General features: G+C 45.2%; 19 protein-coding genes. 7 read left to right on the top strand and 12 right to left on the bottom strand.

The features are described from left to right. Nucleotide 1 precedes the first annotated feature (1 nt). On the top strand, nt 2–2515 hold the full coding sequence (locus PBAL39_RS22570) for a WG repeat-containing protein (protein WP_157274177.1): 2514 nt from the start codon (nt 2–4) through the stop codon (nt 2513–2515). Nucleotides 2516–2594: 79 nt separating this feature from the next. Here PBAL39_RS22570 and PBAL39_RS22565 read toward each other — a convergent pair whose 3' ends face one another. From PBAL39_RS22565 to PBAL39_RS22545, 5 genes are all read right to left on the bottom strand, one after another. After that, entirely contained in the window at nt 2595–3068 is a 474-nt protein-coding gene (locus PBAL39_RS22565; protein WP_008246013.1) for a hypothetical protein, read from the bottom strand. A 111-nt stretch (nt 3069–3179) separates the two neighbouring features. Further along, nucleotides 3180–3815, bottom strand: coding sequence for a response regulator transcription factor (locus PBAL39_RS22560; protein WP_008246011.1), 636 nt, complete (start codon nt 3813–3815; stop codon nt 3180–3182). Then, nucleotides 3805–6042: a sensor histidine kinase gene (locus tag PBAL39_RS22555; protein WP_008246010.1), complete on the bottom strand. Its 2238-nt coding sequence runs from the start codon at nt 6040–6042 to the stop codon at nt 3805–3807. The genes PBAL39_RS22560 and PBAL39_RS22555 overlap by 11 nt, the downstream gene beginning before the upstream one ends. A gap of 91 nt (nt 6043–6133) precedes the next feature. Continuing rightward, nucleotides 6134–6490, bottom strand: coding sequence for a hypothetical protein (locus tag PBAL39_RS22550; protein ID WP_008246008.1), 357 nt, complete (start codon nt 6488–6490; stop codon nt 6134–6136). 102 nt (nt 6491–6592) lie between these two features. Further along, nucleotides 6593–7093 (bottom strand): DinB family protein, encoded by a 501-nt coding sequence (locus PBAL39_RS22545; protein ID WP_008246006.1) that lies wholly within the window; start codon nt 7091–7093, stop codon nt 6593–6595. A gap of 182 nt (nt 7094–7275) precedes the next feature. Here PBAL39_RS22545 and PBAL39_RS22540 point away from each other — a divergent pair, with 182 nt between their 5' ends. The 3 genes from PBAL39_RS22540 to PBAL39_RS22530 all read left to right on the top strand — a co-directional run bounded on the left by PBAL39_RS22540 (nt 7276) and on the right by PBAL39_RS22530 (nt 9898). Beyond that, entirely contained in the window at nt 7276–7884 is a 609-nt protein-coding gene (locus PBAL39_RS22540; protein ID WP_008246005.1) for an alpha-ketoglutarate-dependent dioxygenase AlkB, read from the top strand. Nucleotides 7885–7979: 95 nt separating this feature from the next. Beyond that, complete coding sequence (locus tag PBAL39_RS22535) at nt 7980–8984, top strand: aldo/keto reductase (RefSeq protein WP_039867494.1); 1005 nt, start codon at nt 7980–7982, stop codon at nt 8982–8984. Between the two features lie 17 nt (nt 8985–9001). Continuing rightward, nucleotides 9002–9898, top strand: a complete 897-nt coding sequence (locus PBAL39_RS22530) for an AraC family transcriptional regulator (protein ID WP_008245997.1) — start codon at nt 9002–9004, stop codon at nt 9896–9898. Between the two features lie 33 nt (nt 9899–9931). On the opposite strand, the gene PBAL39_RS22525 is transcribed toward PBAL39_RS22530, so the two are convergent. Next, the gene (locus PBAL39_RS22525; protein WP_008245996.1) at nt 9932–10438 is read right to left on the bottom strand and encodes a hypothetical protein; all 507 of its coding nucleotides are present in this window, start codon (nt 10436–10438) and stop codon (nt 9932–9934) included. A gap of 155 nt (nt 10439–10593) precedes the next feature. On the opposite strand from PBAL39_RS22525, the gene PBAL39_RS22520 reads away from it, so the two are divergent. Beyond that, entirely contained in the window at nt 10594–11370 is a 777-nt protein-coding gene (locus PBAL39_RS22520; RefSeq protein ID WP_008245992.1) for an SDR family NAD(P)-dependent oxidoreductase, read from the top strand. A 92-nt stretch (nt 11371–11462) separates the two neighbouring features. Further along, complete coding sequence (locus PBAL39_RS22515) at nt 11463–12365, top strand: AraC family transcriptional regulator (RefSeq protein ID WP_232283000.1); 903 nt, start codon at nt 11463–11465, stop codon at nt 12363–12365. Between the two features lie 60 nt (nt 12366–12425). Here PBAL39_RS22515 and PBAL39_RS22510 read toward each other — a convergent pair whose 3' ends face one another. From PBAL39_RS22510 to PBAL39_RS22485, 5 genes are all read right to left on the bottom strand, one after another. Further along, entirely contained in the window at nt 12426–12992 is a 567-nt protein-coding gene (locus PBAL39_RS22510; protein ID WP_008245990.1) for an RNA polymerase sigma factor, read from the bottom strand. Between the two features lie 220 nt (nt 12993–13212). Further along, nucleotides 13213–14853 (bottom strand): glycoside hydrolase family 43 protein, encoded by a 1641-nt coding sequence (locus PBAL39_RS22505; RefSeq protein ID WP_008245989.1) that lies wholly within the window; start codon nt 14851–14853, stop codon nt 13213–13215. Between the two features lie 123 nt (nt 14854–14976). Further along, complete coding sequence (locus PBAL39_RS22500; RefSeq protein WP_008245988.1) at nt 14977–16647, bottom strand: RagB/SusD family nutrient uptake outer membrane protein; 1671 nt, start codon at nt 16645–16647, stop codon at nt 14977–14979. An 11-nt stretch (nt 16648–16658) separates the two neighbouring features. Then, nucleotides 16659–19928 (bottom strand): SusC/RagA family TonB-linked outer membrane protein, encoded by a 3270-nt coding sequence (locus PBAL39_RS22495; protein WP_198139867.1) that lies wholly within the window; start codon nt 19926–19928, stop codon nt 16659–16661. 249 nt (nt 19929–20177) lie between these two features. Further along, nucleotides 20178–21218: a FecR family protein gene (locus PBAL39_RS22485; RefSeq protein ID WP_008245985.1), complete on the bottom strand. Its 1041-nt coding sequence runs from the start codon at nt 21216–21218 to the stop codon at nt 20178–20180. Between the two features lie 232 nt (nt 21219–21450). Between PBAL39_RS22485 and PBAL39_RS22480 the strand changes: the two genes are divergently transcribed. Beyond that, complete coding sequence (locus tag PBAL39_RS22480; RefSeq protein WP_008245984.1) at nt 21451–23265, top strand: glycoside hydrolase family 2 protein; 1815 nt, start codon at nt 21451–21453, stop codon at nt 23263–23265. Between the two features lie 19 nt (nt 23266–23284). Here PBAL39_RS22480 and PBAL39_RS22475 read toward each other — a convergent pair whose 3' ends face one another. After that, the gene (locus tag PBAL39_RS22475; RefSeq protein WP_008245983.1) at nt 23285–24025 is read right to left on the bottom strand and encodes a PepSY domain-containing protein; all 741 of its coding nucleotides are present in this window, start codon (nt 24023–24025) and stop codon (nt 23285–23287) included. Between the last annotated feature and the right edge of the window lie 114 nt (nt 24026–24139).

Genomic DNA, 24139 nt, shown 5'->3' with positions numbered 1-24139 from the left:
GATGATGAAGAATTGTTTATTGGTACTTACAGTGCTTTTTGCTGCTGAATCAAAAGGACAGATCATTCCCCCGCCTGTCCTGGGAAATGCTGAATATAAACCCGGAAATCAGGATGTTCCGTTAAAGGGTACGGAGATCAGCCCTTTCAGACAAGGCTATGCCCGTATTTCTGTGGACGGGAAGGAACATTATATTGATGTCAACGGTTCGAAGGCTTTTGACTATATGGTAGCCGATGCTGAAGGAAAACTGGGAGACAAATACGACATTCAGGATTATCAAAAAGAACTTTTGAATGAAGATGAAATGCCACAGACGGTGATTCCCTTCATGAACGACGGGAAAATTGGAGTGTTGTCGCCCGATGGAAAAGTGATACTTCCAGGCAAGTATGATAAGATAGATTTTACGTACCAACGCTATTGGAAGCTCTCGTTAGATGGGAAGCAAAGCATGTACCTCCCCGGTTGGGTGCTGCTTCCCTTTTTTGATGAAATCAATTACCTTGATGGGCGCTATTTTGACATTAAACAAGGCAACAAATGGGGGATTTATGATTTAAAAAAGAAAAAGATAATTATCAATACTGCCTATGAAGCATTTGACTACTGCGGAGGATGTGTGAAAACATCCGACTATGTGTATGCAAACAAAGGTGGAAAATGGGGTATTGTTGGATTTGATGGCAAAGTAAAGGTCCCTTTTGAGTATGACCATCAGCATCATCAGATGCGCAGCGACAATTGGATACAGTCGTTTTCTAAAAACAAGGTGCCTGTAATTGTGAATATAGTGAGCAAAAAGGAATTTGTTGTACAAGAGCAGAGTTGTATTGCAAAGGGAATGTTGATCTATAGCGAGCAAGGTAAGTTCGGTGCTTACGACCAGGACGGGAAGCTAACAATACCCTTTATTTATGACCAGATCAGTGTTGAGGGTGCTGGTGCCTATCAGAATTTTCCGGGTAATTACCTGATTGTGACTAAGGGACAGTTTCAGGGGGTAGTTGACCTGAAGGGAAAAGTCGTTATTCCTCCTGCGTATCAGCAGGTGAAAGTCTGCAACCAGTATTTTGTGCTGACATCGGGAAATAAAACCATTCTGGCAGACCACAACCTTCGTGAGCTCCTGTCCGTGGAGGGCGGAAAAATCACTTATATCGACGGTAGTGATGAAGGGGGAATTGATCCAGTCCCAATTTTTAGAATTGCTAAAAAGGCATATTTCGGATTGTACTTCGCAAACAACGGTAAATATTATGAACCACAGTTTTATGATATCGGCCTGGACCACAATGCCGGGAGCAAAACCTACGACCTGATTGTCGGAGAACGCCAGGGAATAAAAACCATCTTCGATTTGGATGGAAATATCCTGCTTCCAGCCAGCTATCAGGGTTATACATTTTTAACTCAAATTGGGGATCAACGTGTCCAGATCAGAAGAGATGAAAAAATTGGCCTTTATGATTTGGATACACAGCGGGAAGTGATCCCGACATTGTACCGTGATTATTTTGACTTCATTGGTCAGGATGGACAAACGGTGGTCTGCCGTTCCGGCGATTACGAGTCGCCTCACATCGAACTGCGCTCACTCAAAGATGGTAAACTGCTCACCGAGAAGTATTATGCTGAAATTACCTCCATAGACAGCGTAAATTTCTTACTGAGCGACTGGAAGCGCAACCAGTACTGTTTGTATGATGCGGTGAAGAAATCGATTACCGTCTTGCCCTATAACTTTGTCGCCTACATCGGGTCCAGGCAGGTACTCGCCGTGTCTGCTGCTGATGGGAAAGCGAAACTTTACAACTTCCGTACGTCTGCAACGCTTCCCGCGGAATATCACTTCTCTTTCCGGAATGATCCTATAGCCACTTCTGCAGACATGCCTTTACTCTATCCTTTCAAAAATGGTATGGCGATAATCGGTCAGGATGATAAGCTCGGCTATATTGATGAAAGGGGCAAGGTAGTTGTACCGCCCACATTTGATAAGGCCGCCAATTATGATAGCCTTGGGGTAGCTGTGGTTGCCAAAGATAGCGCCGATACCTATAGAAGGTATTCCAGGCTCGGCTTTCTGAACAAAAAAGGAAACTTTGTAATTCCACTGACGAGTTCTTATGAAGATGCATTCTATGACAACTTTTTTCTGGCTGGCAAAATTCTCCTGTCTAACTATAACCCGGAGAATGGCGAACTGAAATTTGGACTTGCGGACAGCACCGGAAAGGTATTTCTGGAAACTGCATATGACCAGATCAGCTCGGTCAAAGACGATCAGTACTTGCTGATAAAAAAGGGACGTCAGTACGGGCTCACTGATGCGGAGGGTAAATGGGTTGTTCCTTTGGGTTATGACGACCTGGGAGTGAGAGTTTATGATTTCTACGGGTACTCGTCGCCGGTACAGCTTTTTCCAATGCCGGTGAAGGAAGGCGATAAATGGTGGTACCTCAACGAAAAGGGAGGTAAACTTGCTATCGAAGGTGACCGCTTAGTTTACTGAAATCATCACAGCTCAATTTATAAACAACATAGCCGGCGAGTAATCATCGCCGGCTATGTTGTTAGATCTCATTAGCGATTTATTTGTTCGCATAATCTTTCTCAAATTTGTCCGATGCGACGTTCACACCTTTGGCCATTTCTTCAAATGCACTGTTGATGTTGTCCAGTAATTTCTGTTCTGTGGCGGGGTCCTGAGTATTGTTTTTCCTGATACTGATCAGCTTGGGATAATCTTCTGAAACGATTTTGCCATAACCACTTAGTCCGGCAAGGACGGCTTTCTGCAGTTGGTCATCGCCGTTAAAATCACCTAGCTTTTCAACTTTTTCCTGGTCTTCTTTTACTGCATCTTTCCATTTCAGCGCTACTTTTTCTGCTTCGTCGTATTTTTTTGACTGCATGGCAGCATTCATTTCGTTGATGTGATGCTCCTCACTGTTGATGACGGTCATCAGTTCATTGTTATAGGCTACAGCATCTTTTTTTCCACCACAGCTTGCAAATGCACACATCATGAGTAGGACAGTACTTTTTGAAATCGCTTTTTTCATCTTTTAATTTTATTAGATTTATAATTTGTCAACTGTCTTTTTTAAGACATCACAAATTTAACAGATGAGGTATTGCCGGTAAATCCCTGAATCCAGTGGTTTTATAATGGCCTATTCGCGGATGATGCCGTATTCCAGCGCCAGTTTGATGACTGAGGCAATGCTCTTGACGCCAAATTTTTCTATGAGGTTTTTTCTGTGGCTTTCAACGGTATGGGGACTGATAAAGAGTGTTTCTGCCATCTGTGCTGTGGTGAGGCCCCTTGCTGCTTCATGAAGGATTTCCTTTTCCCGTCGGGTGAGTTTAGGGACGTTCTGCAGCACTTCCTCCTTCAGGTCTTTGCTCATCTTCAGCCGTGTTTGCGAACACAGAAAGAGCTTTCCCTGAAGTACGGTCCGGATGCCTTCTATGATCTCCAGTCCCGAGGCATTCTTTTGAATGTATCCATCGGCACCCTCGCTGATCATGCTGTTGATTACTGCATATTCATTATGAACACTGATTGCGAGGATCTTCATGCCCGGACATTGTTTTTTTAGCAGAGAAACGAGTTCTATGCTATTGCAATCAGGAAGATTGATGTCGAGCAATAAGATGTCGGGCTGACTGATTTTAATGTTGGCGAGCGTGGATTTACCGTCTGTAAAGCAATCCAGGACCTTAAAATCAGTTTCTGCTGTAAGGATGTTTTTTAAACCTTCCAGCATCATCGGGTGATCATCGGTAATCACAATATTAACCATCATGTTCTTCGTTGTTGATTGGAAACTCTATTTCTATGGTGGTACCGGTGCCGGGACGGGAATCAATCTGCATGTTGCCATTCAGGAACTCAAGACGTGATTGTACGTTGTGGATTCCCGCTGATTTTCTTCCGTCTGCCAGCCTTGGATCGAAGCCTTTGCCATCATCCTCTACGGTGATCAGGATGCGGTTGTTATATTCAGACAACTGTACCATAATCTGTGTCGCATCGGCATGTTTCACGGCATTGTTGACCAGCTCCTGGACGATCCGGTAAACGACTATCTGTTTTTCTTTTTCCAGGCTATCTTCATAATTTACAAAATGAGCGGATACCTCAATTCCGTCGTTGCTCATCCGCAGTGCGTATTCCTTAAGGGCTTCCTTGAGCCCATATTTGTCCAGCAGTTCCGGCATGAGGTTATGGGCGATACGGCGCAACTCTACGACGGCTACGTCCAGCTGATCCAATGATTTGTCCAATGCACCTTTGAGGTTACCGCTCCGGTCATTGATACTACCTTTCTGGTCATTCATAGACAAAGCAGATAAGGTGATTTTTGTTCCCGACAATATACCTCCGAGCCCGTCATGAAGGTCACGTGCCAGGCGGGCGCGCTCTGCTTCCTGCCCCTGCAGCATGGAGCTCAATACCTGTAGGCTTTCCTTCTGCTTTAAAGTTTTCATATGCTGACGGTATGCGTAGTATATCAGGCATGCAGTAATGATCAAAGTGACGATCAGCAGCACGTAGACGATATTCATCCTCGATTTGTAGGCGAGTTCTTTCTGGGAAGCTTCGAGCTGTGCGGCACGTTGTTGGATCTCAACGCGTGAGAGTTTGAGTTCCTGCCCTCTGTTGTCTGCTTCCAGCTGGATGACCTCCATCTGCTGACGCTGATTTTCTTTACTCAGCTTCAGGTTTTTCAGTTCCTGCTGTTGCGTTTCGCTAAGGGCATGCATGAGGGAGATCTGCTGCTGTCTTTTTTCAGCTTCCAGTCGCAGGCGTATCAGCTGTTGCTGCTGTCTTTCTTTTTCAAACTGAGCTTCCAGTCGACGGCCCTGTTCCATTTTATTCGCATTGTAAACCTCTTCATAGACTTTTACATATTGCTTGTAATAATGATAAGCCTCGTTGAATTGTCCTTCTGCTTCGTATACCTCAGCAAGTTTTAAGTACAGGCTAAGTGCAACGGTATTTTCGGCAACAGCATCTTTCATCAGTGCCGCCAATGAGGCCAGCAGATATTTTTTCGCTGTGGCCTGATCGCCTGCTTTGGCACTGTATTCTGCCATGATGCCATACGCGGAAGCCACCTGTGCATATTGCTCTACCTGCTCGCCAATTTCCAGTCCCAGTTGCGCGTATTCCAATGATTTTGCCTTGTAGGCTCCCGGGTAAAACTGCAGATAAAGGTTTGCCAGGTTGATCGCAGCGAACGACAAATCGGACGGTACGGCCATTTTGTCTTTGTTTTTTTGATAGGAGTGGATTGCCTGAAGGTAGTACCTTTCTGCAAGGTTACGCAATTTTTCCTGCTCCGGATGGTTGATGTATTGTTCCTGGTAATTATAACCCATTGACATGTAGGCATCAAAAATATCCATTGGTTTGTTTCTTGATCTGGCGATTTCAAGCATCAGCAACGCGTACTTTTCCTGCAAATCATAAGCTTTCCAGTTCGAATATATAGAGGAGAGTTCCTTATAAATGGCAGTCTTTCTGGAGATGACGGTTTCGGTCTGAGGTGATTTGTCAAAAAACTTTAACGCCTGCTGGAAGCTCTGGATCGCCTGATGTTCCTGATTGTTCCTGGCGTACATCCAACCTTCGCAATACATGACATATCCTTTGATACTCAGTTCTTTTGTTTTTTCTGCAAATGTTTTTGCCTGTTTAAGATAGCTGGAAGCCGCTGATGTGTCATCAAGTACTTTGCTGTTCATGGCAGCAATCCCACATAATTGGGCCCCATATTTTCCGTCAGCTTTCTTACTTGCCCTGCTGATGTTTTGCTGAAGCAGCGCCATGGCTTCCTTTTGCTGGCCATTAAAGAAAAGCGCATGTGCGTATTTACCTGCCAGTAATAGCTGTTCATTGCTGCCCCTGACATGTTTGTTGTAGTCGGCAGCTGCAGCTTCAACTGCATTCTGAGCGTTAACATTCCAGGAAAAACCCGTCAGTATCAGGAATGCCAGATACCATTTTAAATTTTTACAGATTCTCATTCCCGCTCCTTTAAGCAAGTTTTAGGCCAAGGGCCTGATGGCAGGTGCATTTCGTTTCCGATGAACGTTTCTACCAACATCCGCCAGTCGTCTAAATCTCTGGGTTTAGCGCTTTCTTTTTGCTTTTTAAAGGCTTATAATCCGTCATGATGATGTTGCAGTCTTCTAACGATGCGCGCAGGTAACCGAGAAAATCTTCGTAACAAAGTGCCCGTTTGGTCGCAGTCTTCGCCTTTTTTAGAAGGGTATAATGATCGAAAATTTCTTTTAACCCAACATTATATAGGTTCTCAAACAAGATTGGCCTTTTTAAGGATAACCTAACGAGCATTTGCCCGTACGTCTTGATGACGCACTGTAGTGTGTTCAGGTTTTTTGCACTGTACGCACTCGTGCCTTCAGTATCAGTACGTAACTGCTGTACCATCCGGATATCTTGTTTATACATGACCAGTGCCTTAGTCCAACCCCTTGAAATAGAGGTTGGTTCTTTATAAAGATAGGATAATTACAATGGATATAGTGATTTAAGGAATATTATTATTAAGGCTTATTCAGGTGCCGTCATCCCGAATTCTGCCCATTCTTCTTTTGAAGGACCATACAGTCCAGGGACAGGTAATCCTAAAATGCGCATGATGACAGTCATTTGCCCCCTATGATGAGTCTGATGGCTAACCAGCACCCTAAGTACTTTCCCTTTTTCCCATTGTTCTCCATACATGTCCACCTGATCAGCAAGACTTGAGTCTGTCCATTTCAGGCGTACTGCCCGTGAAAGTAATACGCTATATTGTTTGTAGGATTCCAAAATGTCTGTTGAGTGTTGGGGGATCGCTTTATCTTCCAGTTCATCATCAGCAAATAAGCCGGCCCTTTTTCCCATTTCGGTAATGGTTTGGGTCAGATGCCAGGCCAGGCGACCCAGCGGCCGGACATGCTCATGGATGGTATTTGCCAGCAACTCATCAGTTAATGCTGTAAAAATCTTAATTGTTCCTTCTGACTCGGCTTCCCAATCGGCAATGAAATCTTCAATACTTCTGTACATACTTGTAAAATTAAAGAATAAAATACACTCTAGGCAAATGTAAATTAAAAACTGAAATGCTAAAATATTTAGATGAAGTATTTTTTGTATTTATGTAATACTATTTTATTTAGTTTTAGATTTGGAGCCGGGGCAGCTGGCTGTCTTTATTTTAGTATAAATGTTTAATTGATTTATAAAGAATGGAACAATTGAGTTTTTTTGCTGACAGGGGCCAAAGTCCTGGCTTGCCGAAATCTTTGCTGGAGTATCATCCTGGCGTGTTCGATGATAAAGAAAGTGATATGCTCTTGAGGAAATTCATTGCCGACTGTCCTTGGCAGCAGAAAATTGTCAAAATGTACGATAAGGAAGTGGTTACACCCAGGTTAACCTCCTGGTATGCGGATGAGGAAACTTATGATTACACCTCCCTGCGCAGAGCTGCACCGAATATTTGGACACCAGAACTGTTGATGATCCGGGAGAAAGTGCAGGCAATTGCAGGACTCAGGTTTAATTCCGTATTGTTAAATTACTACCGGGATGGTAACGACTCCGTAGCCTGGCACAGTGATAATGAAAAAGCATTGGGTACACATCCGCTAATTGCCTCAGTGAGCTTCGGTCAGGTCAGATGTTTCGACATCCGCAGAAAGTCAGACCATTCGGACAAGTATTCAATCCGGCTGGAGAGCGGCGCCTTGATGATCATGAAGGGTGACCTTCAGCAACATTGGGAGCATCGTGTGGCGAAGTCGACAAAGTCCATGAGGGCAAGGGTGAACCTTACCTTCAGGGTAGTGATCTAATGATCTAGGATCAGGGTTTTCCATACAATGTTCAGGGGTTTGAATACAGTGCTCATCTCAGGATCATCGAGCTTTGAACCATCAAAATAAACAATATGGAAACTAAGAAAATTAATTTGGGAAGTCAGGGACTGGTGGTTCCTGCTATAGGTCTGGGCTGTATGGGAATGACAGGCTTTCAGGACGGACATATGTACGGCAGCGCAGATGAGGGCGAAGCCATTGCTACTATTCACAGGTCTCTGGAATTGGGAGGTAACTTTTTAGACACCGCAGATTTGTATGGACCATTTAAAAATGAACAGCTGATTGCAAAAGCCATTCAGGGCAACAGGGATAAATATATTATTGCCAGTAAGTTTGGTTGGGAAATTGACGACAATGACAACGTCACCTGGGCCATCAACGGCAAAAAAGAATATGTGAAAAAATCAGTAGAGCGCTCGTTGAAAAACTTAAACACTGACCACATTGATTTGTATTACATGCACCGGCTGGATAAAAACACCCCAATTGAGGAAACTGTTGAAGCGATGAGCGATCTGGTGAAAGAAGGAAAGATAGGGTACATTGGACTGTCGGAAGTTTCTTCAGAGACGGTCAGCAGAGCAAATGCTGTTCACCCGATTACTGCTGTGCAAAGTGAATACTCGTTGTTTGAGCGGACTGTAGAAGAAAGAGGGATACTGGCGACTTTGAAAGAACTTGGTATAGGTTTCGTAGCCTATTCTCCACTAGGTCGTGGGTTTTTATCCGGTCAGATCCGCAGTATTGATGATTTGCCTGAAGATGATTTCCGCAGGGCCATCCCACGTTTTCAGGAAGCTCATTTTTATAAAAACATTGAGCTCGTGAAGGCAATAGAAAACATGGCTGAAGAAAAAAATATCAGCTCCTCGCAGCTGGCATTGGCCTGGATCATCAGCAAAGGGATATTTCCTATTCCGGGCACCAAAAGGAGGAAATACCTGGAACAGAACATGGCAGCTGTCGATGTGAATTTAAGCAATGCAGAGCTTACAAAGCTTGACAGCATTGTGCCGCTTGGCACGGATACGGGTAAACCTTATGATGAATTTAGTATGGGCTTGATTGATTAATCCTTAAATTTACGATTATGAATGCGATCAGGTCTGTTGCTGAGTTCCACCGTCTGTTGTCCTTGCCCTCTCCCCGGCATCCGCTGGTGAGTGTCATCAACCTTTCAGAATCAGTGTTTCTGCTTGATGATATCTGGAAAGGTTTCGTGAACATGTTTTACTGCATCGCATTGAAGAGAGATGCAACGGGAAAAATCAGATACGGACAGCAGGAGTATGATTACGATAAAGGTGTGTTGAGCTTTACTGCACCCAATCAGGTACAAGCTTTAGATGTATACAATATGGAATGTGGATCAGGCTATCTGCTTATTTTTCATCCTGACTTTATATTGAAACATCCTCTCGCAAATGGCATTAATAACTATGGTTTTTTCTCTTATGCGGTAAATGAGGCGCTGCACCTTTCAGATGAGGAAGAAGCCGACCTGATTACGATACTGAAGAAGATTGACAAAGAATGTGCACATATTGATAAGCATACCCAGACGATCATCCTGTCGCAAATTGAACTGCTGCTCAACTACTCCGACCGGTTTTATGAGCGGCAGTTCATCACCCGGAAAAATAGCAACCATGAGCTCCTGGCAAAATTTGAGCAGGTGGTCAGCGAATATTTTAATGGCGGCCATGCCCTGCAGGAAGGTCTGCTCACCGTACAATACATCGCCGAGAAAATGAACCTTTCACCCAATTACCTGAGCGATTTGTTACGGGTGCATACTGGGCAGAATACTCAACAGCACATTCATGAAAAATTAATTGAGCGGGCAAAGGAAAAGCTCTCCACTACAAACCTTACCGTAAGTGAAATTGCCTATGCACTGGGGTTTGAGTATGCTCAATCGTTCAGTACGCTGTTTAAAAAGAAAACGGATATGTCCCCGCTGACTTTTCGCCGGATTTATCAATAGACATGGATGGGATCACACGCGAAGGCTACGAAATCAGATTCGCACCACATCGGTAAAGATTTGATTTTTGAACCATAGCTCAACTACAACATGTCCTAATTTCCAGCAGCCTGCTTCAACTCCGTGATCAAAGCTGCCAAAGCTTTTCGGATTGCCAATCAGTTGTTCTATTTCTAAGAGTGAAAGGCCTTGAAACAGGCTGCTGACCAGATCCAGCTCAATATGATTTTGATCGTTCTTTAGTGATACAGAAAGCATATCCACAAGTTTATTGGTATGCAAAACCTTAATTTCATAAGCGTTCAGGTGATCCATATAATCGTCAGCGCTAATGTAATTGTTGAAGCAAATTGTGCATATGCGCGCTTTACCATTGACATAGGTGCTGTATGGATGAAGTGGAAGGTCACAAATGGCGCAGATTTCTCCACCTGATGCACCTAAATAGCTGTGATAAACGTATTCCTCTTTTTTCAACCTGATCGCCTCTACTTTTTTTAGTAAATGTGGGAAGTCGACTGTTCTCTTATTTAAAGCCATGTATCTCAAAATACAAAGTGCAAGTATCACTGCCAAATTTCATTTGATAAATCTGATGGGAGAGTTTTTTCATTTTGGTTAGTGATGCCCTTGATTTGGTTAACTCTGCCTGATGCTGAATACTGACTTTTGTATCCTAGCTAATTAATATTTTTATGGAAAATCAGACCGCATCATCATCAACAAAAAATCAACTTATTGCATTGGTAACCGGTGCCAACCAGGGCGTAGGTTTTCAGATTGCCAAAGCGCTTGCAGAAAATGGTTATACCGTTTATGTGGGGTCACGTAACCTGAGCAACGGTGAGAAAGCAGCTGCTGAGATTGGAGGCGATACCAAGGCCATCCAGTTGGATGTTACCCAGTCGTCAACGATCAATGCTGTAGTAACACGTATTGAACGAGAATCCGGTCGCCTGGACTTGCTGGTAAACAATGCAGCGATAGCTCATGCAGGTCAGCCGGGCCGCACATTGGAAGATGCGACCGAAGCAGGAAAGGCAACTAAGGCGTCACTTGACGAAGTTCGTACAGTTTGGGAAACTAATGTGTTTGGAGTGATTGCCATGACGCAAGCTGCGTTGCCATTGCTGCGTAAATCGGCAGCAGCACGTATCGTGAACGTCTCCAGCGGACTGGGCTCTTTAACCTGGATCGCAGATCCTGCATGCTGGGCAAGGGAACATTTCGGTGTTGTATATGCGGCTTCTAAAACTGCCCTTAATGCCGTAACAATGGCCTTTGCTATAGAACTGGAAAAGGAAAACATCAAAGTTAATGCCGTCAGTCCAGGTTTCACTGCCACAGCATTGAATAACTTTCAGGGTACTGATACCGTTGAATTCGGATCGCTTGAGCCAGTACGTGTGGCCCTGGAAACAGATGGACCAACCGCCACTTTTACAGGACCTGATGGTTCATTGCCTTGGTAACCAACCTTCATGAAGTAATGCTCATCTTGATTATGACCGTAAGCTTAAATTGTCTGCGGTCATAATCCCTATATTTATATATGAAATCTGAGATGCCTAAAGTCATAAAATTTGAATCTATATCGGAGGTACATCGAATGATGGGGCTTCCCGGGCCCGTTCACCCATTGATCAGTTTAATGGATGCGACCAATGGACAAATCGATCTGGGGCGTCTTCCGTCCAGCTATATGCCCGGTTTCTACAAAATATCTTTCACCACCAGGCTGGGGGGGAAGTTCAGGTATGGCCAGGGGTATTACGATTTCGACGAGGGAAGCATGTTGTTTACAGCACCCCATCAGATCGTCGGAAATACCGAAAATTATAAAGGCAATGAAGGTTATTCGCTGATCATTCATCCGGATTTCCTGCAAGGATACCCGCTGGCCAGGAAAATCAAGCAATATGGCTTTTTCTCTTATGCGAATAATGAAGCCTTGCATTTATCTGAACTGGAAAGAACAACGGTATCGGGCATCTATCAGATTATCGGTGATGAACTGAATAGCCGCATAGACGACTTTAGCCATGAAGTAGTCATTGCGCAAATAGAGCTGTTATTGAGTTATGCCAGGCGCTTTTACAAACGACAGTTCCTGACCAGGCAGGTGAATACGGATCTGCTTCCGCGATTGGAAGAATTGCTTAATGCCTATTTCGAAGAGGAAAAACCTGTAGTGCAGGGAATACCGACTGTGCAGTATCTGGCGGAACAGTTAAATTACACTTCCAACTATTTAAGTGACATGTTGCGCTCACTTACCGGATTGAATGCACAACAGCATATCCACCAAAGTCTTATTGAAAGATCAAAGGAGTTGTTGTCCACTACCAATTTGACGATCAGCGAAGTGGCTTACAAACTGGGGTTTGAACATCCGCAGTCTTTCAGCAGATTTTTCAAAATCAAAACCAATAGTTCTCCGCTACAATTTCGATCCGCTTTCAATTGATTGCCTCAAGAGGAACTGCAGATGTATTGGAGTAGACCATCACGCCACCTATAACAACTACTAACTCATCAACTGCCGGGCCTGAAGAACTCCGAAAATAAACATCACCAGCTGCCAGTCGCCCCTGATCTTCTGGTAGGCTTTCTGTAGGAGGTTATGTGCAGACTGACGGTTGATGCTCATCACGTCGGAGATCTGCACGATGTCGAGGTCTTCGTAAAACCTTAGATAGATAATTTCACGTTGCCTTGACGGAAGGGTGTTTAACAGGCATTTCACCTTTTCTGCAAGTAGGAGGTCTGTAGCCTCCGCAATCATCTGATGCTCAATGTCAAATTCCAGCATAAAGTCGTGCTCATCGTTCAGTGGCTGATTTTTATTCCATTTCGCCTGTTCCCTGAGCACGCGGTTTCTGATCGCCTTAAAAAGGTAAGCCTTCAGCGTGTCACGCTGACCGAGATCAAAACCTTTGTTCCACAAGTCCAAAAATAGCTGTTGAATCGCATCTTTTACCACGTCGTCATCCTGACAAAACCTGATGCCAAAATCAAACAGGTTTTTGGAGTACCTGTTGATCACCTCTGTATAAGCATCCCGTATCTGACGACTTTCACCCTGTCCTAACAAAATTCAGCTATTAATTACAACTATTAAACCACAGCACAATCAGACTTTCCAATCAAGGCTGCATAATCATAAACCTAGCATTTTCTGGTTACTTATTCAAGATCAATGATCATAAATTACACAGGGAATATTGCGGTGTCCTAAAATGAAAATCGCTTACTGGATGAAAATAATATTTATCGGTGTTAATTGATAAACTGAGTTGTCAGACCGTAGAATATTATTTAAAAGCACCTTCGCTTACATTGTCAGTTTTGAACGACAGGAACTGACCCTGACTGCCGCTTTCTCCTTTCACAAATATTCCAATACGGTAGCCCATACCCCAGGGGGCATATTTCGCAGGGTTAAAGTCCATATCATGAAATTTCACCCAACCGCTGCCTGTGTTGTAAAGGAAGGATATCTGGGACAGGTTATTTGTGCATTTCATGCCCAATTTCACTTTCCCGCTAAGCGGTGTATCTGAAACCTTAACAGTGACATAGGATTTATCCAGATTATTGAATACCGTAAATCCACCCTTTGCTGCTGAAATGCCAATACCACCCAGTTCACCAGGCCACTTGCTACCGGCAATCGCTCCACCCAACGCGATTCCTGTTTTGGAATCCGTAACCTGGATTTCGCTCTCTATGGAGAATGAGGTCGATTTCATGTACTGCCCCAGGAAAGTACCTAACTCGTGGTTGTCCTGTGAAGCCTGTAAATATAAGCTCTTGTCAAAATGATGCTTTGGCTGGGTCAGCTTTGATGGCCATTGCCAGGCCAGGTTCAATTTTTTATCTGCAGTAAAGTCGTCATTGAAGTTTACGTCTTTTAATGGCCTGTTCGCTACCGTAGCGTTGTGCAACAGTGGCCAGCCTTCCTCATTCATCACCAGTTCTTCAATCACACCCTCTCTGCCTACAAATACGTCATATTTCTTGTTAAAAGCGTGATACAACATGTACAGCCTACCATCTTTTGATTCTACTACAGTGCCATGGCCTGGGCATTTCCAGTTTTCGTTACTCACCATGATCGGGTTTTTCTCGTACTTCTCCCATACTCCGGAGGCAAGGTCTTTGGTTCTGGCAATGCCGGTTTTGTAATTGCATTGCGCATCACAACATCCGCCAACTGCATACAGACTATAATAATAATCCCCTTTTTTGAAGAAGCAAGCGCCTTCCACCAGGGCATCTTCCCAGGGCTGACTGGTGGTGAAAAGTTTCTTTTTCTCGCCCAGCAATTTGGTGCGGCTGGCATTAATCTCCTGCATCCAAATCCAGGTTTCCTTACCGCATCCGTTACCGTCATTCTTCCAGAATGCGTAGATCCGGCCGTTGTCCTTCATCTCAAAAGCATCAATAGCGCCGCAGTCGTCTTCTATAATTACCGGCCCGTTGTCCGTAAACTTACCTGTTTCAATCTGATCAGCATCAATAGAAGCGATGCCACATTGTAATCCTGGATTGCCCGTCACTGATTTGTTGTGCGCCGTGTAGTAAGCATAGATTTTATGCTGGTCGGCATCGTACGATAACTCGGATGCCCAGAACATGTTCTCGCCCCATTGCCCCTTCATATCTTCAGCACCTTTTGGAAAAACATGGTTGATCAGTTTCCAGGTTTTCAGATCTGTAGATTTGTAAATCGTAAAACATGGCGCCCATTCATTTGTGGTCGAGGTGGCATAGTAAGTATCGCCAACACGGATAATGGAAGGATCAGGGTTGTCGCCCGGCAAGGCCGGGTTCAGCAAGCTTATCTTGTCTTTTGATCCTGAAGGATCAGTGGTGCTATTCATTCTCTTAACAGTGCAGGCGGCCATCCAGCTGATCGCGATGCCTAAGGCGAGGATAAGGAGTTTCTTCATTTTGAGCTATTATGGGCGTCTAAGTTAGGATAATTGTTTAAATTTTAATGATTAGCCAGCAAAAGTAGCACTTGCCCGAAGATCAAGTGCTACTTTTGCTTTTGTTATGGTTGACCCCGGCTGTTAGTAACCGAGGTTTTGATCCAGTTTAGCACCATTGTTACGCTCAATTTCGGTAGCCGGGATTGGCCATAGGTTGTAAGTCGGAAGTACATCAGTATAATAAGGGTTGCATTTTTTAACGCGGTCGTATACCAGGCCTAAACGCATCAGGGTGATCCTTCGCTTTTCCTCGGAGCCCAGCTCGCGCATGCGTTCATCAAGAATGTAATCAATATTTACATTAGCCGGCAATACATCCGAGGCATTTGCCCGGCGGCGCACCTCGTTGATGTCCTCTGCAGCCTTGCCGGGGTCAGCCAATCCGAGGTAAGCTTCTGCTCTCAGTAAGTAAGTTTCTGCAAGCCTGAACATGTACTGGTCGGCATAAGTGCCTCCCGCACTCGCCTTTAGCAGCAGTGTAGCTTTGTTTTCAAACATGCCGTCCGGATGGTCACCGGGAGTGGTGATCTTAGACTGAAAAGGGTAGAAATCCCTCCTTGGTACAGTGATGCCGGCAGGAGGGTTAGTGGTGGAAATAACCTGTCCGAAGCTTGGGTGTGCCGGATTGGTAACCGTAAATTCTCTCACAAAATTGAATGGTGCATTTCGGAGGTCATTGCTGAAATCGCTCTGCCAGATGACGTCAGAGAAGTATTTTGTCGGGATCGCCCAGCCAATACCCCGGCCACCGGAATAGTCACTCACAGGATAACGGAAAGGTTGAATGGAGCTGCCTGGGAGCCTGAAATTGATGATCTGTGGTGCAAAATGACGCTCGTACTGATAGGAGCCACCGATACCGGTAGATACTGTTCCACCACCCGGAACATCGGTCTCAAACTGGATGACCCACAGTGCTTCTCGATTTGTCCCATTTTTCCTGTTCTGATTACCCTTTTGGAATAAATCCCAGTAGACATTTTTCGTTGCATCAACAGACTTGACACCAAACCTGGTTTTCATCAAGCCCACATTCGCATTGCTGATGACGGCGGTAGCTGCATCTGCTGCATTCTGGAACTGGCCGGCAGCAAGGTAAACTTCCGACAGCAGGTGGTAGGCGGCGAGGTTATTGATCTGCCCGTCCTGTACGGCATTGATGGCAGGCAGGTTGGTGGCAGCGAACTTAAGGTCGTTGATGACCTGCGCCAGAACTTCCGCCTTTGGCGCACGCACATAATCTGTCTTAGGCGATTTTACTTCAGTGAGGTTCAGTGGTACTGCGCCATAAAGATAGGTAAGTGTCCTGTAAGCCATGCCCCTGAAGAACTTAGCACGTGCTTCCATCAACGTTTTTTCAGCATCCGTCATTTCTGACCCGGGAATCCTGTCAATAATGGTGTTCGTTTCTGCGACAATTTTGTAAAGGTTGGTCCAGTGGATCAGCGGAATCTCTGTACTCAGGGGAGAGTAGGCGGCGGTCATATTGGTATGTCTCGTGGCTGAAGGCTGTCCGTCAAACACAATGTCACAACCAAAGACATAGTCGAAAGGCCGTTGCTCGCCACTGGTGTAAAACTCTGCCCTGATGCGGGTATAGAGGTTGTTGACGGATGCTTCGAAGTCCTTATTGGTAATGTAGGCATTGGTGGTGCTCAGGAAATCAAGAGGCTCTTCATTTAAAAAGCTTTTTTTACACGAGGCGAATAAAATCGTTGCTAAACAGAAAATTATGATATTGATCTTTTTCATTGCTGTCTTGTTTAAAATGAAACATTTAATCCCACAGAATACCCTCTGAGTACAGGTCTTCCGTCTATCAGTAAGCCCTGATCGGTTTCAGGATCCCATCCTTCCCAGTCCGTCCATGTAAACAGGTTCCTGCCACTCACAAACAGATTTACGCTCTGCAGTTTCAGGCGTTCAATGTATTTGCCGCTGAACTTATACGCCAGGGAAACATCCTGTAACCTGATAAAGCTCCTGTTCTGATAAAGAGAAGGGTTGAGCGTGGCAGAGAGAATTGAACTTGGGTATTTACCATTCGGATTGTCGGGCGACCAGAAATCAATCCCACTCAGGTGGTTGTTGCGGATCTGGTTGTCATCCCTGATCATCCTTGGCGTGTTGCCGGACAGGTAGCTGTTCTTGCCTCCCTGAATCGCATTCAGGAATACGGAAAGGGTAAAGTTTTTATATTGGAAGTTGTTCAGTAAGCTCGCGCGGAATGAAGGTGCACCTATACCCAAAATCCTGCGGTCATCAGCATTGATCAGCCCGTCACCATTCTGGTCAATGATGCGGTACGTACCAGCAGAGTAGCCTGCTGGAATCTGGTCTCCAACCTGCCAGATGCCATCTACCTCGTAGTCGAATATGGCCGAGCTCGGCTGCCCGATGAACAAACGACTCTGAGGAAGGTCATCTTCTACACCATCGCCATCACGGTCCCCCAGCAGTTTTACTACCTTGTTCACGTTTCTCCACAGGCTGAAGGTTGATGACCATTGGAAGGTGCTGCTACTGATGTTTTTAGAAGTCAGGGAAAGCTCAATGCCCCGGTTATTCAATTGTCCTACGTTCGACTGTATCTCGTCGAAACCAGTCACAGTTGGTATCTTTACCGCGTACAACAGGTCTGTCGTTTTGTTCTGATAGTAATCAAATGTACCCGAAAGGCGTGCTTTGAGTAAATTGAATTCCATACCAAAGTTAAGTCCTGTGGTGCGTTCCCACCTCAGATCAGGATTGGCAAGGGAAACCACCTGTTGACCAAACTGGGTGGCCCCACCGTCACCAAAAACATAAGCCGCACTTGTGGAAACCCTTGCCAGCGACTGGTACCTTTGTGTCTGGTTACCAACTGTTCCATAGCCTACTTTCAATTTCAGAAAATCTACCCAGTCGACTTTAAAGAAGGATTCTTTCGAGATGTCCCATCCGACTGATAAGGAGGGGAAAATGGCAGATTTATAGTTTTCGGCGAAACCAGAAAAGCCATCGCGCCTTACGGTTGCCGTAACCAGATACTTACCTTCGTCAAATCCGTAGTTCACACGTGCCATCTGATAATTCAGGGCTTCCTTGAAGCCATTGGAAACAGCAAAACGATTCAGGCCCTGATCCAGGCCATTGTAACCCAGAGTGATCCTGGAAAAGCCATTGGAGTAGGCGCGGGTGTATTCCTGCTGGCGTTCAATGGCACCGTATAACAAGGTTCCGGTAAAATTGTGCTTGCCGAATTTCCTGTTATAGGTCAGGATATTGTCCAGGGTGTAGTCGTAATAGTTTGTGTTTTCTTTTGATGCCTCTCCGGTAAGGTTGGCGTTGTACTGGTTGGAAATGTATTTGAGCGTCTGACGGTAGTTGTTTCCGAAATTAAGTTTATAACTCAGACCCTTCACTGGCAGCTGTACATTTCCGTAGATGTTGGCAAAGAAGTAGTTATTCCGGTCGTAGTCATCAGCCTCATAGTTCAGGAAAGGGTTGACGACATTGGTATTGTAGGGGTTGATCTTGAGTTTACCGGTTTCGTCCCATGGCAGCACCAGCGGCGACATGATCCTGATGTCGTTCAGGTTTGGTTCCACACCATCTTCATTGACAAAGGTTCCGAAGGATTGTAAACCAACTGTCAACCAGTCTGTTGCTTTGGATTCTATGTTTGCCCTGATGGTTTTTCTTTTGAAGGTATCATTAGAGATAAAGCCGATGTTTCTGGTCAGACTGCCTGACAACAGGTAGTTTATCTTGTCGGTACCACCACTAAAGCTCAGTTGGTTGTCGAATACATATCCGTTCTGCGAAGCTTCATCGTACCAGCTGAAATCATGGGGAAGCAGGTTACCCTGTGCATCCTTCATTGAAGGGTCTACCTTGCTGACCAGGTCAAAGGCAGGGTTCGGCTGAGTGAAATCCGGGGCTAAGAAAGCCTGGTCATAGAAGAGGCGCCTGATCCGCTCCAAATATTCGTCTCTTCCCTTAGGTCGTATGTCAACATTGGGGGCCTGCGTGGCGTACTGAGAAGAGAAGGAGATCCTCGTTTTTCCTGCAGCACCTTTTCTACTGGTGATTAGCATGACACCATTGGCCGCCTGTGCACCATATACTGCTGTTGCACTCGCATCTTTCAGGATGTCAATCGAGGCAATGTCGTCGGGGTTGATAGAGGTCAGCGATCCTGTATATTGCACGCCGTCAAGTATGATGAGCACATTCTGGTTGCCGGCAAGGGTGTTCGTACCGCGGATGCTGATGCCTGGAGTGGAGCCCGCCCTGTTCACTTGTCCAACGTTTAACCCTGGTACTGTTCCCTGTAGCAGGTTGGCGACGTTGGTGGTAGGAGTGTTCCTGAAGTCTTCAAGGTTGGCCCTCACAACCGAGCCGGTGACATCTGCTTTTTTCTGGGTACCGTAGCCAACTACAACCACTTCGTTCAGGTTGTCCTGTTTTCCTTCTAAGATCACATTGATGATTTTGGAATCACCGACTACTTTTTCCTGCGATTGAAAACCGACATAACTGAAAACGAGAATGGATTGGGTATTGGGTACGTTAACGGTGTAAATGCCGTTGACATCGGTCACCACAGTTGTAGTAGTACCTTTGACTTTTACGGATACGCCAGGTAGCGGCAGGCCCGTTTTGTCCTCTACAATTTTTCCCGTAACGGAAATGTCCCTGCTCTCCGATCTTAGAGAGTTGGGATCCAAGGGCTTTCTGGAGATGATGATGACGTCATCGGATGCTTCAAAATCCAGGTTGATGGGGTCCAGGAGTTGTGCCAACAACTCTGATAGAGGCCGGTTATGGCTGAAAACATTGATTTTTCTTTTGGCATCTATCAGCCTAGGGCTGTAGACGAAATGGACATCATAGGTTTTTTCGATCTTTTTAATGAGCGATTCAAATGCAATGGATTGCTCATCTACGGAGACTTTTTTATTGAGCACTTCCTGCGCGTCCACACTGCTCGCCATACAGGTGCCAATGAGTGTCGCTGATATGATGAACTGCAAAAAAGTTATTGTCATAATTTTTACGAGTATAGCTCTGTATTTCATACTTTTGGTTTGGGTTTCTGGTTTAAGATTGGTTACTCAAAACGCCCCCGATCACAATTCCTTTAATGGATGTGTTAAATGGCAGCAAATCATTTACAAGGGGCAAAACATTGCCGGTAGTACTGGAATACTACCGGCTTTTTTTATACGCTGTGGGCTTAGCTTGTTTCTGTCTTCATACGTTCATGTTTTAATTTGGTTTATACTTGGTTTGTTGTTTTAATAGATGCGGATCTGGTTTTCTCCAAATTGATAATGCGCATCAATGGCTTTACAGATTGCTCTTATTTTTTCTTCCAGCGGCAGGTTTGAAAGGGAGGCTGTGACGGTATAGTCCCTGAACTTCTGCTCATCATAACTGATGTTTACACCGTAGGCCTGCTGTAACTTGGCCACAATATCTGAAAGTGGGGCATCTGTAAAAAAGAAAATTTTATTCGCCGATTCGGGAGACAGCATGGCTGGCCTGCTGATCGTCGCTTTAGTAAACCGGGCTGTTTTGTTCGTGAAAACCGCAGTCTGGTTGGGCAATAATATCACGGAATCACGGATCGAGGAGACATTGCCAATATGCATATTGAATACCTGCACCTTTCCGGTTTTCACTAAGACAGTGCTTTCGCCATCGGGCTTGATCATGACATCAAAGCTTGTTCCCAATACCTTGGTCAGGATATTACCTGCCTTAACGACAAAGGGATGTTCAGTATCGCGATGTACCTCAAAAAAAGCAGCACCGCTCAGCTGGACCTCCCGGTTGCCCGCTCCAAAGACAGATGGAAAAACAAGTGAAGATTTGGGTCTCAATACCACCAGGCTTTTGTCACTTAAACGGATCAGGCGGGTGTTTTCGGTATCATTGACAATCTTCTGTACAACAGGTGCTTTGGCGACAACTTCAATTGCGACCGGGATACCTGGCTTTTGCCAATACCAGATGCCCAGGGTAAGTAATGTCATTGCAGCAGCAGCACCAAGCCAGGTAATGAGTTTGTTGTTTTTTGTCCTGACGATCGTTTGCTCGCTAAATTTAGCAATGAAGGCATCAACATCGGCATCAAAAAGTTGATGCGCTGTCGGTCTGATATGGATAGATTGGAGAATGGCACGGGCACGGGCAACATTTTCAGCTTGCTGCGGATGATGGACCATCCAGCGCTGCCAGAAATCATCCTGCGGAGAATCGGTTTGTAAAACCCAATCCACAAAGCGCTCATCTTTAATAAAATCTTCTACTTGAAAGTGCTCATACGGATCCATTGGCAGGTGTTATATACTTGGTTTATTATTATATACCCGAAAGACCTCTGAGATTACCCTCTTGACGGAATAAAAAAGATGAGACGATAGCAAGCGGTTGATTGTTAGATATTTATTTTTTAGGCTTAGCCTGACGGATCGATCTACTGAAAGGTTTAAATGTAATTATTACGTTTCTTAGGGTTGACCCTTGGCGAAAATAACTTAGCTTTACTCAGCAAACCAGATAGATATGAATAAGTACCAGATCAACGTTGTCCTGTTTTTAATTTTCCTCAGCCTTAATAGTTCAGTTTTACTTGCACAGGTGGCAGCATTACCGACCCAGTGGACAAAATCAGCGGAACAGGCCGATGTTCCTTTTCCTGAATATCCAAGGCCACAGCTGGAGCGGGGTGATTGGCTTTGCCTGAATGGTAAGTGGAGTTACCTGGGCGGAAAAAATGTGGCGAGTACGCTTGATCCGGATAAACCGATATCTTTTGATGCTAAAGCAGCACGTATCCTCGTTCCATACTGCCCGGAATCCTATTTGTCCGGCATCCAGCGCAAGCAGGAGATCAATATGTGGTATCAACGTAAGGTTACCATTCCTGCCGGCTGGAAAGGTAAACAGGTATTGATCCACTTTGAGGCAGTAGCACATCATGCTACTTTATTCGTGAATGGACGCAAGGCAGGCAGCCATGCGGGTAGTTATGATGCCTTCAGTTTTGACATTACGCCCTACCTGAAAAGTGGCGAGAACACATTAGTGGTTGCGGCTTATGATTTAAATGATGGCCGTGTCCCTTCAGGCAAGAGTGGGCCAAGGGGTGATTATACGTTTTGTTCGGGTATCTGGCAAACGGTATGGCTGGAGCCGGTGAATAAGACACACATTGAAAATATTCGCATACTACCCGACCTGGCCAACAACCGGTTGAAGCTGCGGGTAAATACTACAGGTTCCGGAAAAGTAGCCGCTGTTGCGCTCGACGGAAAAAAGGTCGTTGCCCAGCTCAATGCGGCTAGCGGTACCGACTTTTACCTGCCCATAAGCAATCCTAAACTCTGGTCGCCAGACACACCTTTTTTGTATGACCTTAGCATCAGCCTCGAAGATGCGCGTGGTCAGGTGATGGATAAGGTAAACAGTTATTTCGGTATGCGTGATATCAAACTGGGCAAAGTGAACGGCGTCAACAGACCTTTGATCAACGGAAAGTTCATCATGCAGCTGGGGTTGCTCGATCAGGGATACTGGCCTGATGGCATACTGACGGCACCAACGGAAGAGGCATTGAAGTATGACATGCAGTTTACCAAAAATGCAGGATATAACCTCATCAGGAAACACATGAAAACTGAACCGCAACGATTTTACTATTGGGCGGATAAAATGGGCCTGCTGGTATGGCAGGATATGCCGGCAATATGGTACCAGGATGAAGATACCACCAAAACAAGAACGAAATTCAGAGATGAGTACAAGGTGCTCATTGATCAGCATTATAACTCGCCATCCATCATCACCTGGGTGCCCTTTAATGAAAACTGGGGTGCTTTTGATGTGAAAAATATGACAGACTGGACCAGGAAGTACGACCCCTCAAGGCTAGTAAACGGCAATTCGGGGTTCAACAACAATCCGCCTTACCAAAAAGCCTACGGTGATCCTGGAAATGGTGATTATGTGGACACGCACATCTACGTAGGTCCAAATGGTGCTTCAGTGCCGGATGAACACCGTGCAGCATCTTTGGGTGAGTTCGGTGGGGTAGGTCTGTTTGTACGTGGTCACATGTGGCCGGTAGAGAATAATGCTTACGATTATGAACCAACCAAAGCACGGTTAACTGACCGGTATGTCTTTTTAATGGATCAGGTGGAGCAGCTGATGAGGTACAAAGGCCTGAGTGTGGCCATCTACACGCAGACCACTGACGTGGAGCATGAGGTGAATGGCCTGCTGACCTACGATAGGGCAGTGGAGAAGATGGAACTGGAAAAAATTAAAGCGGCTAATCAAGCGGTAATTAAGGCCGGGGATCAACTCAATCCTTAAAAGAAGCGACGTTCATTCCTCACTTCTTCTTTTTCTTAGGCACTGGCCTGTGATACCAGATCAGAAATCCGGTGATCGGCATGGATGCGCAGATCAATGCTGCCAGAAGTGCAAGGAATTTGGTAGGCAACCCTGCAAAGGCACCGGTATGCAGGTCGTAGTTCATGCTCCTGAATTGCTCTCCGCCCTTGATGTCCCGATCCCCGTATTTCATCAGCAGTTGGCCATCGTTACGGTCGAAGTAATACCAGTCGAAGTTATGCGTCCTGTTTTTTGCCTGACGTACCTGAACATCCAGCGGATCTGTATCTTTCTCCCTGAAACGGATGGAAAAAACATCGGCCTGCGGATGCAAGTGCAGTAAAGTAGTGATCACACTGTCTGTAGGGTGAGCAGGGTAGGTGTCGTTGGGTGTCGACTTGGGTATAGATCGCTTTTTGACGCTCTTTGCACCATTGGCCAGGAACTGTACAGACTGGTCAGCCCAGCTGAAAGCAAAGACAAGCCCTGTGATGACGATCAACAAAGCCGGAATCAATGCGTAGAAGCCGAGTACATTGTGAAGGTCATAATTCAGCCGTTTCATGCCTACCTCGCGTTTGAGTGCGACGCCTCTTCTAAACGCCTTTTTTGTCCACTTCCTTGGAAACCAAAGGTAAAGGCCGCTCAACAGCAGTATAAAAAAACAGAGTGCAGAGAGTCCCGTGATCAAGGTGCCTATTTTGTCGCCCAGCAATAAGTTCATGTGCAGACTCAGCATGAGCTGAAAAATTCATGCTTGGTGTTTTCAATATATACTACTTTACCATCATAAGGTTAATGTAGACTTTGTAGTAATATTTATAATAATTCCAGTGGCCACTGCGTTTTGTCG

Origin of the sequence: Pedobacter sp. BAL39 (assembly GCF_000170795.1) — a bacterium.
GTDB lineage: Bacteria > Bacteroidota > Bacteroidia > Sphingobacteriales > Sphingobacteriaceae > Pedobacter.
Note: the sequence above shows the minus strand (reverse complement) of the source record. Positions and strands in the feature narration are given on the sequence as shown.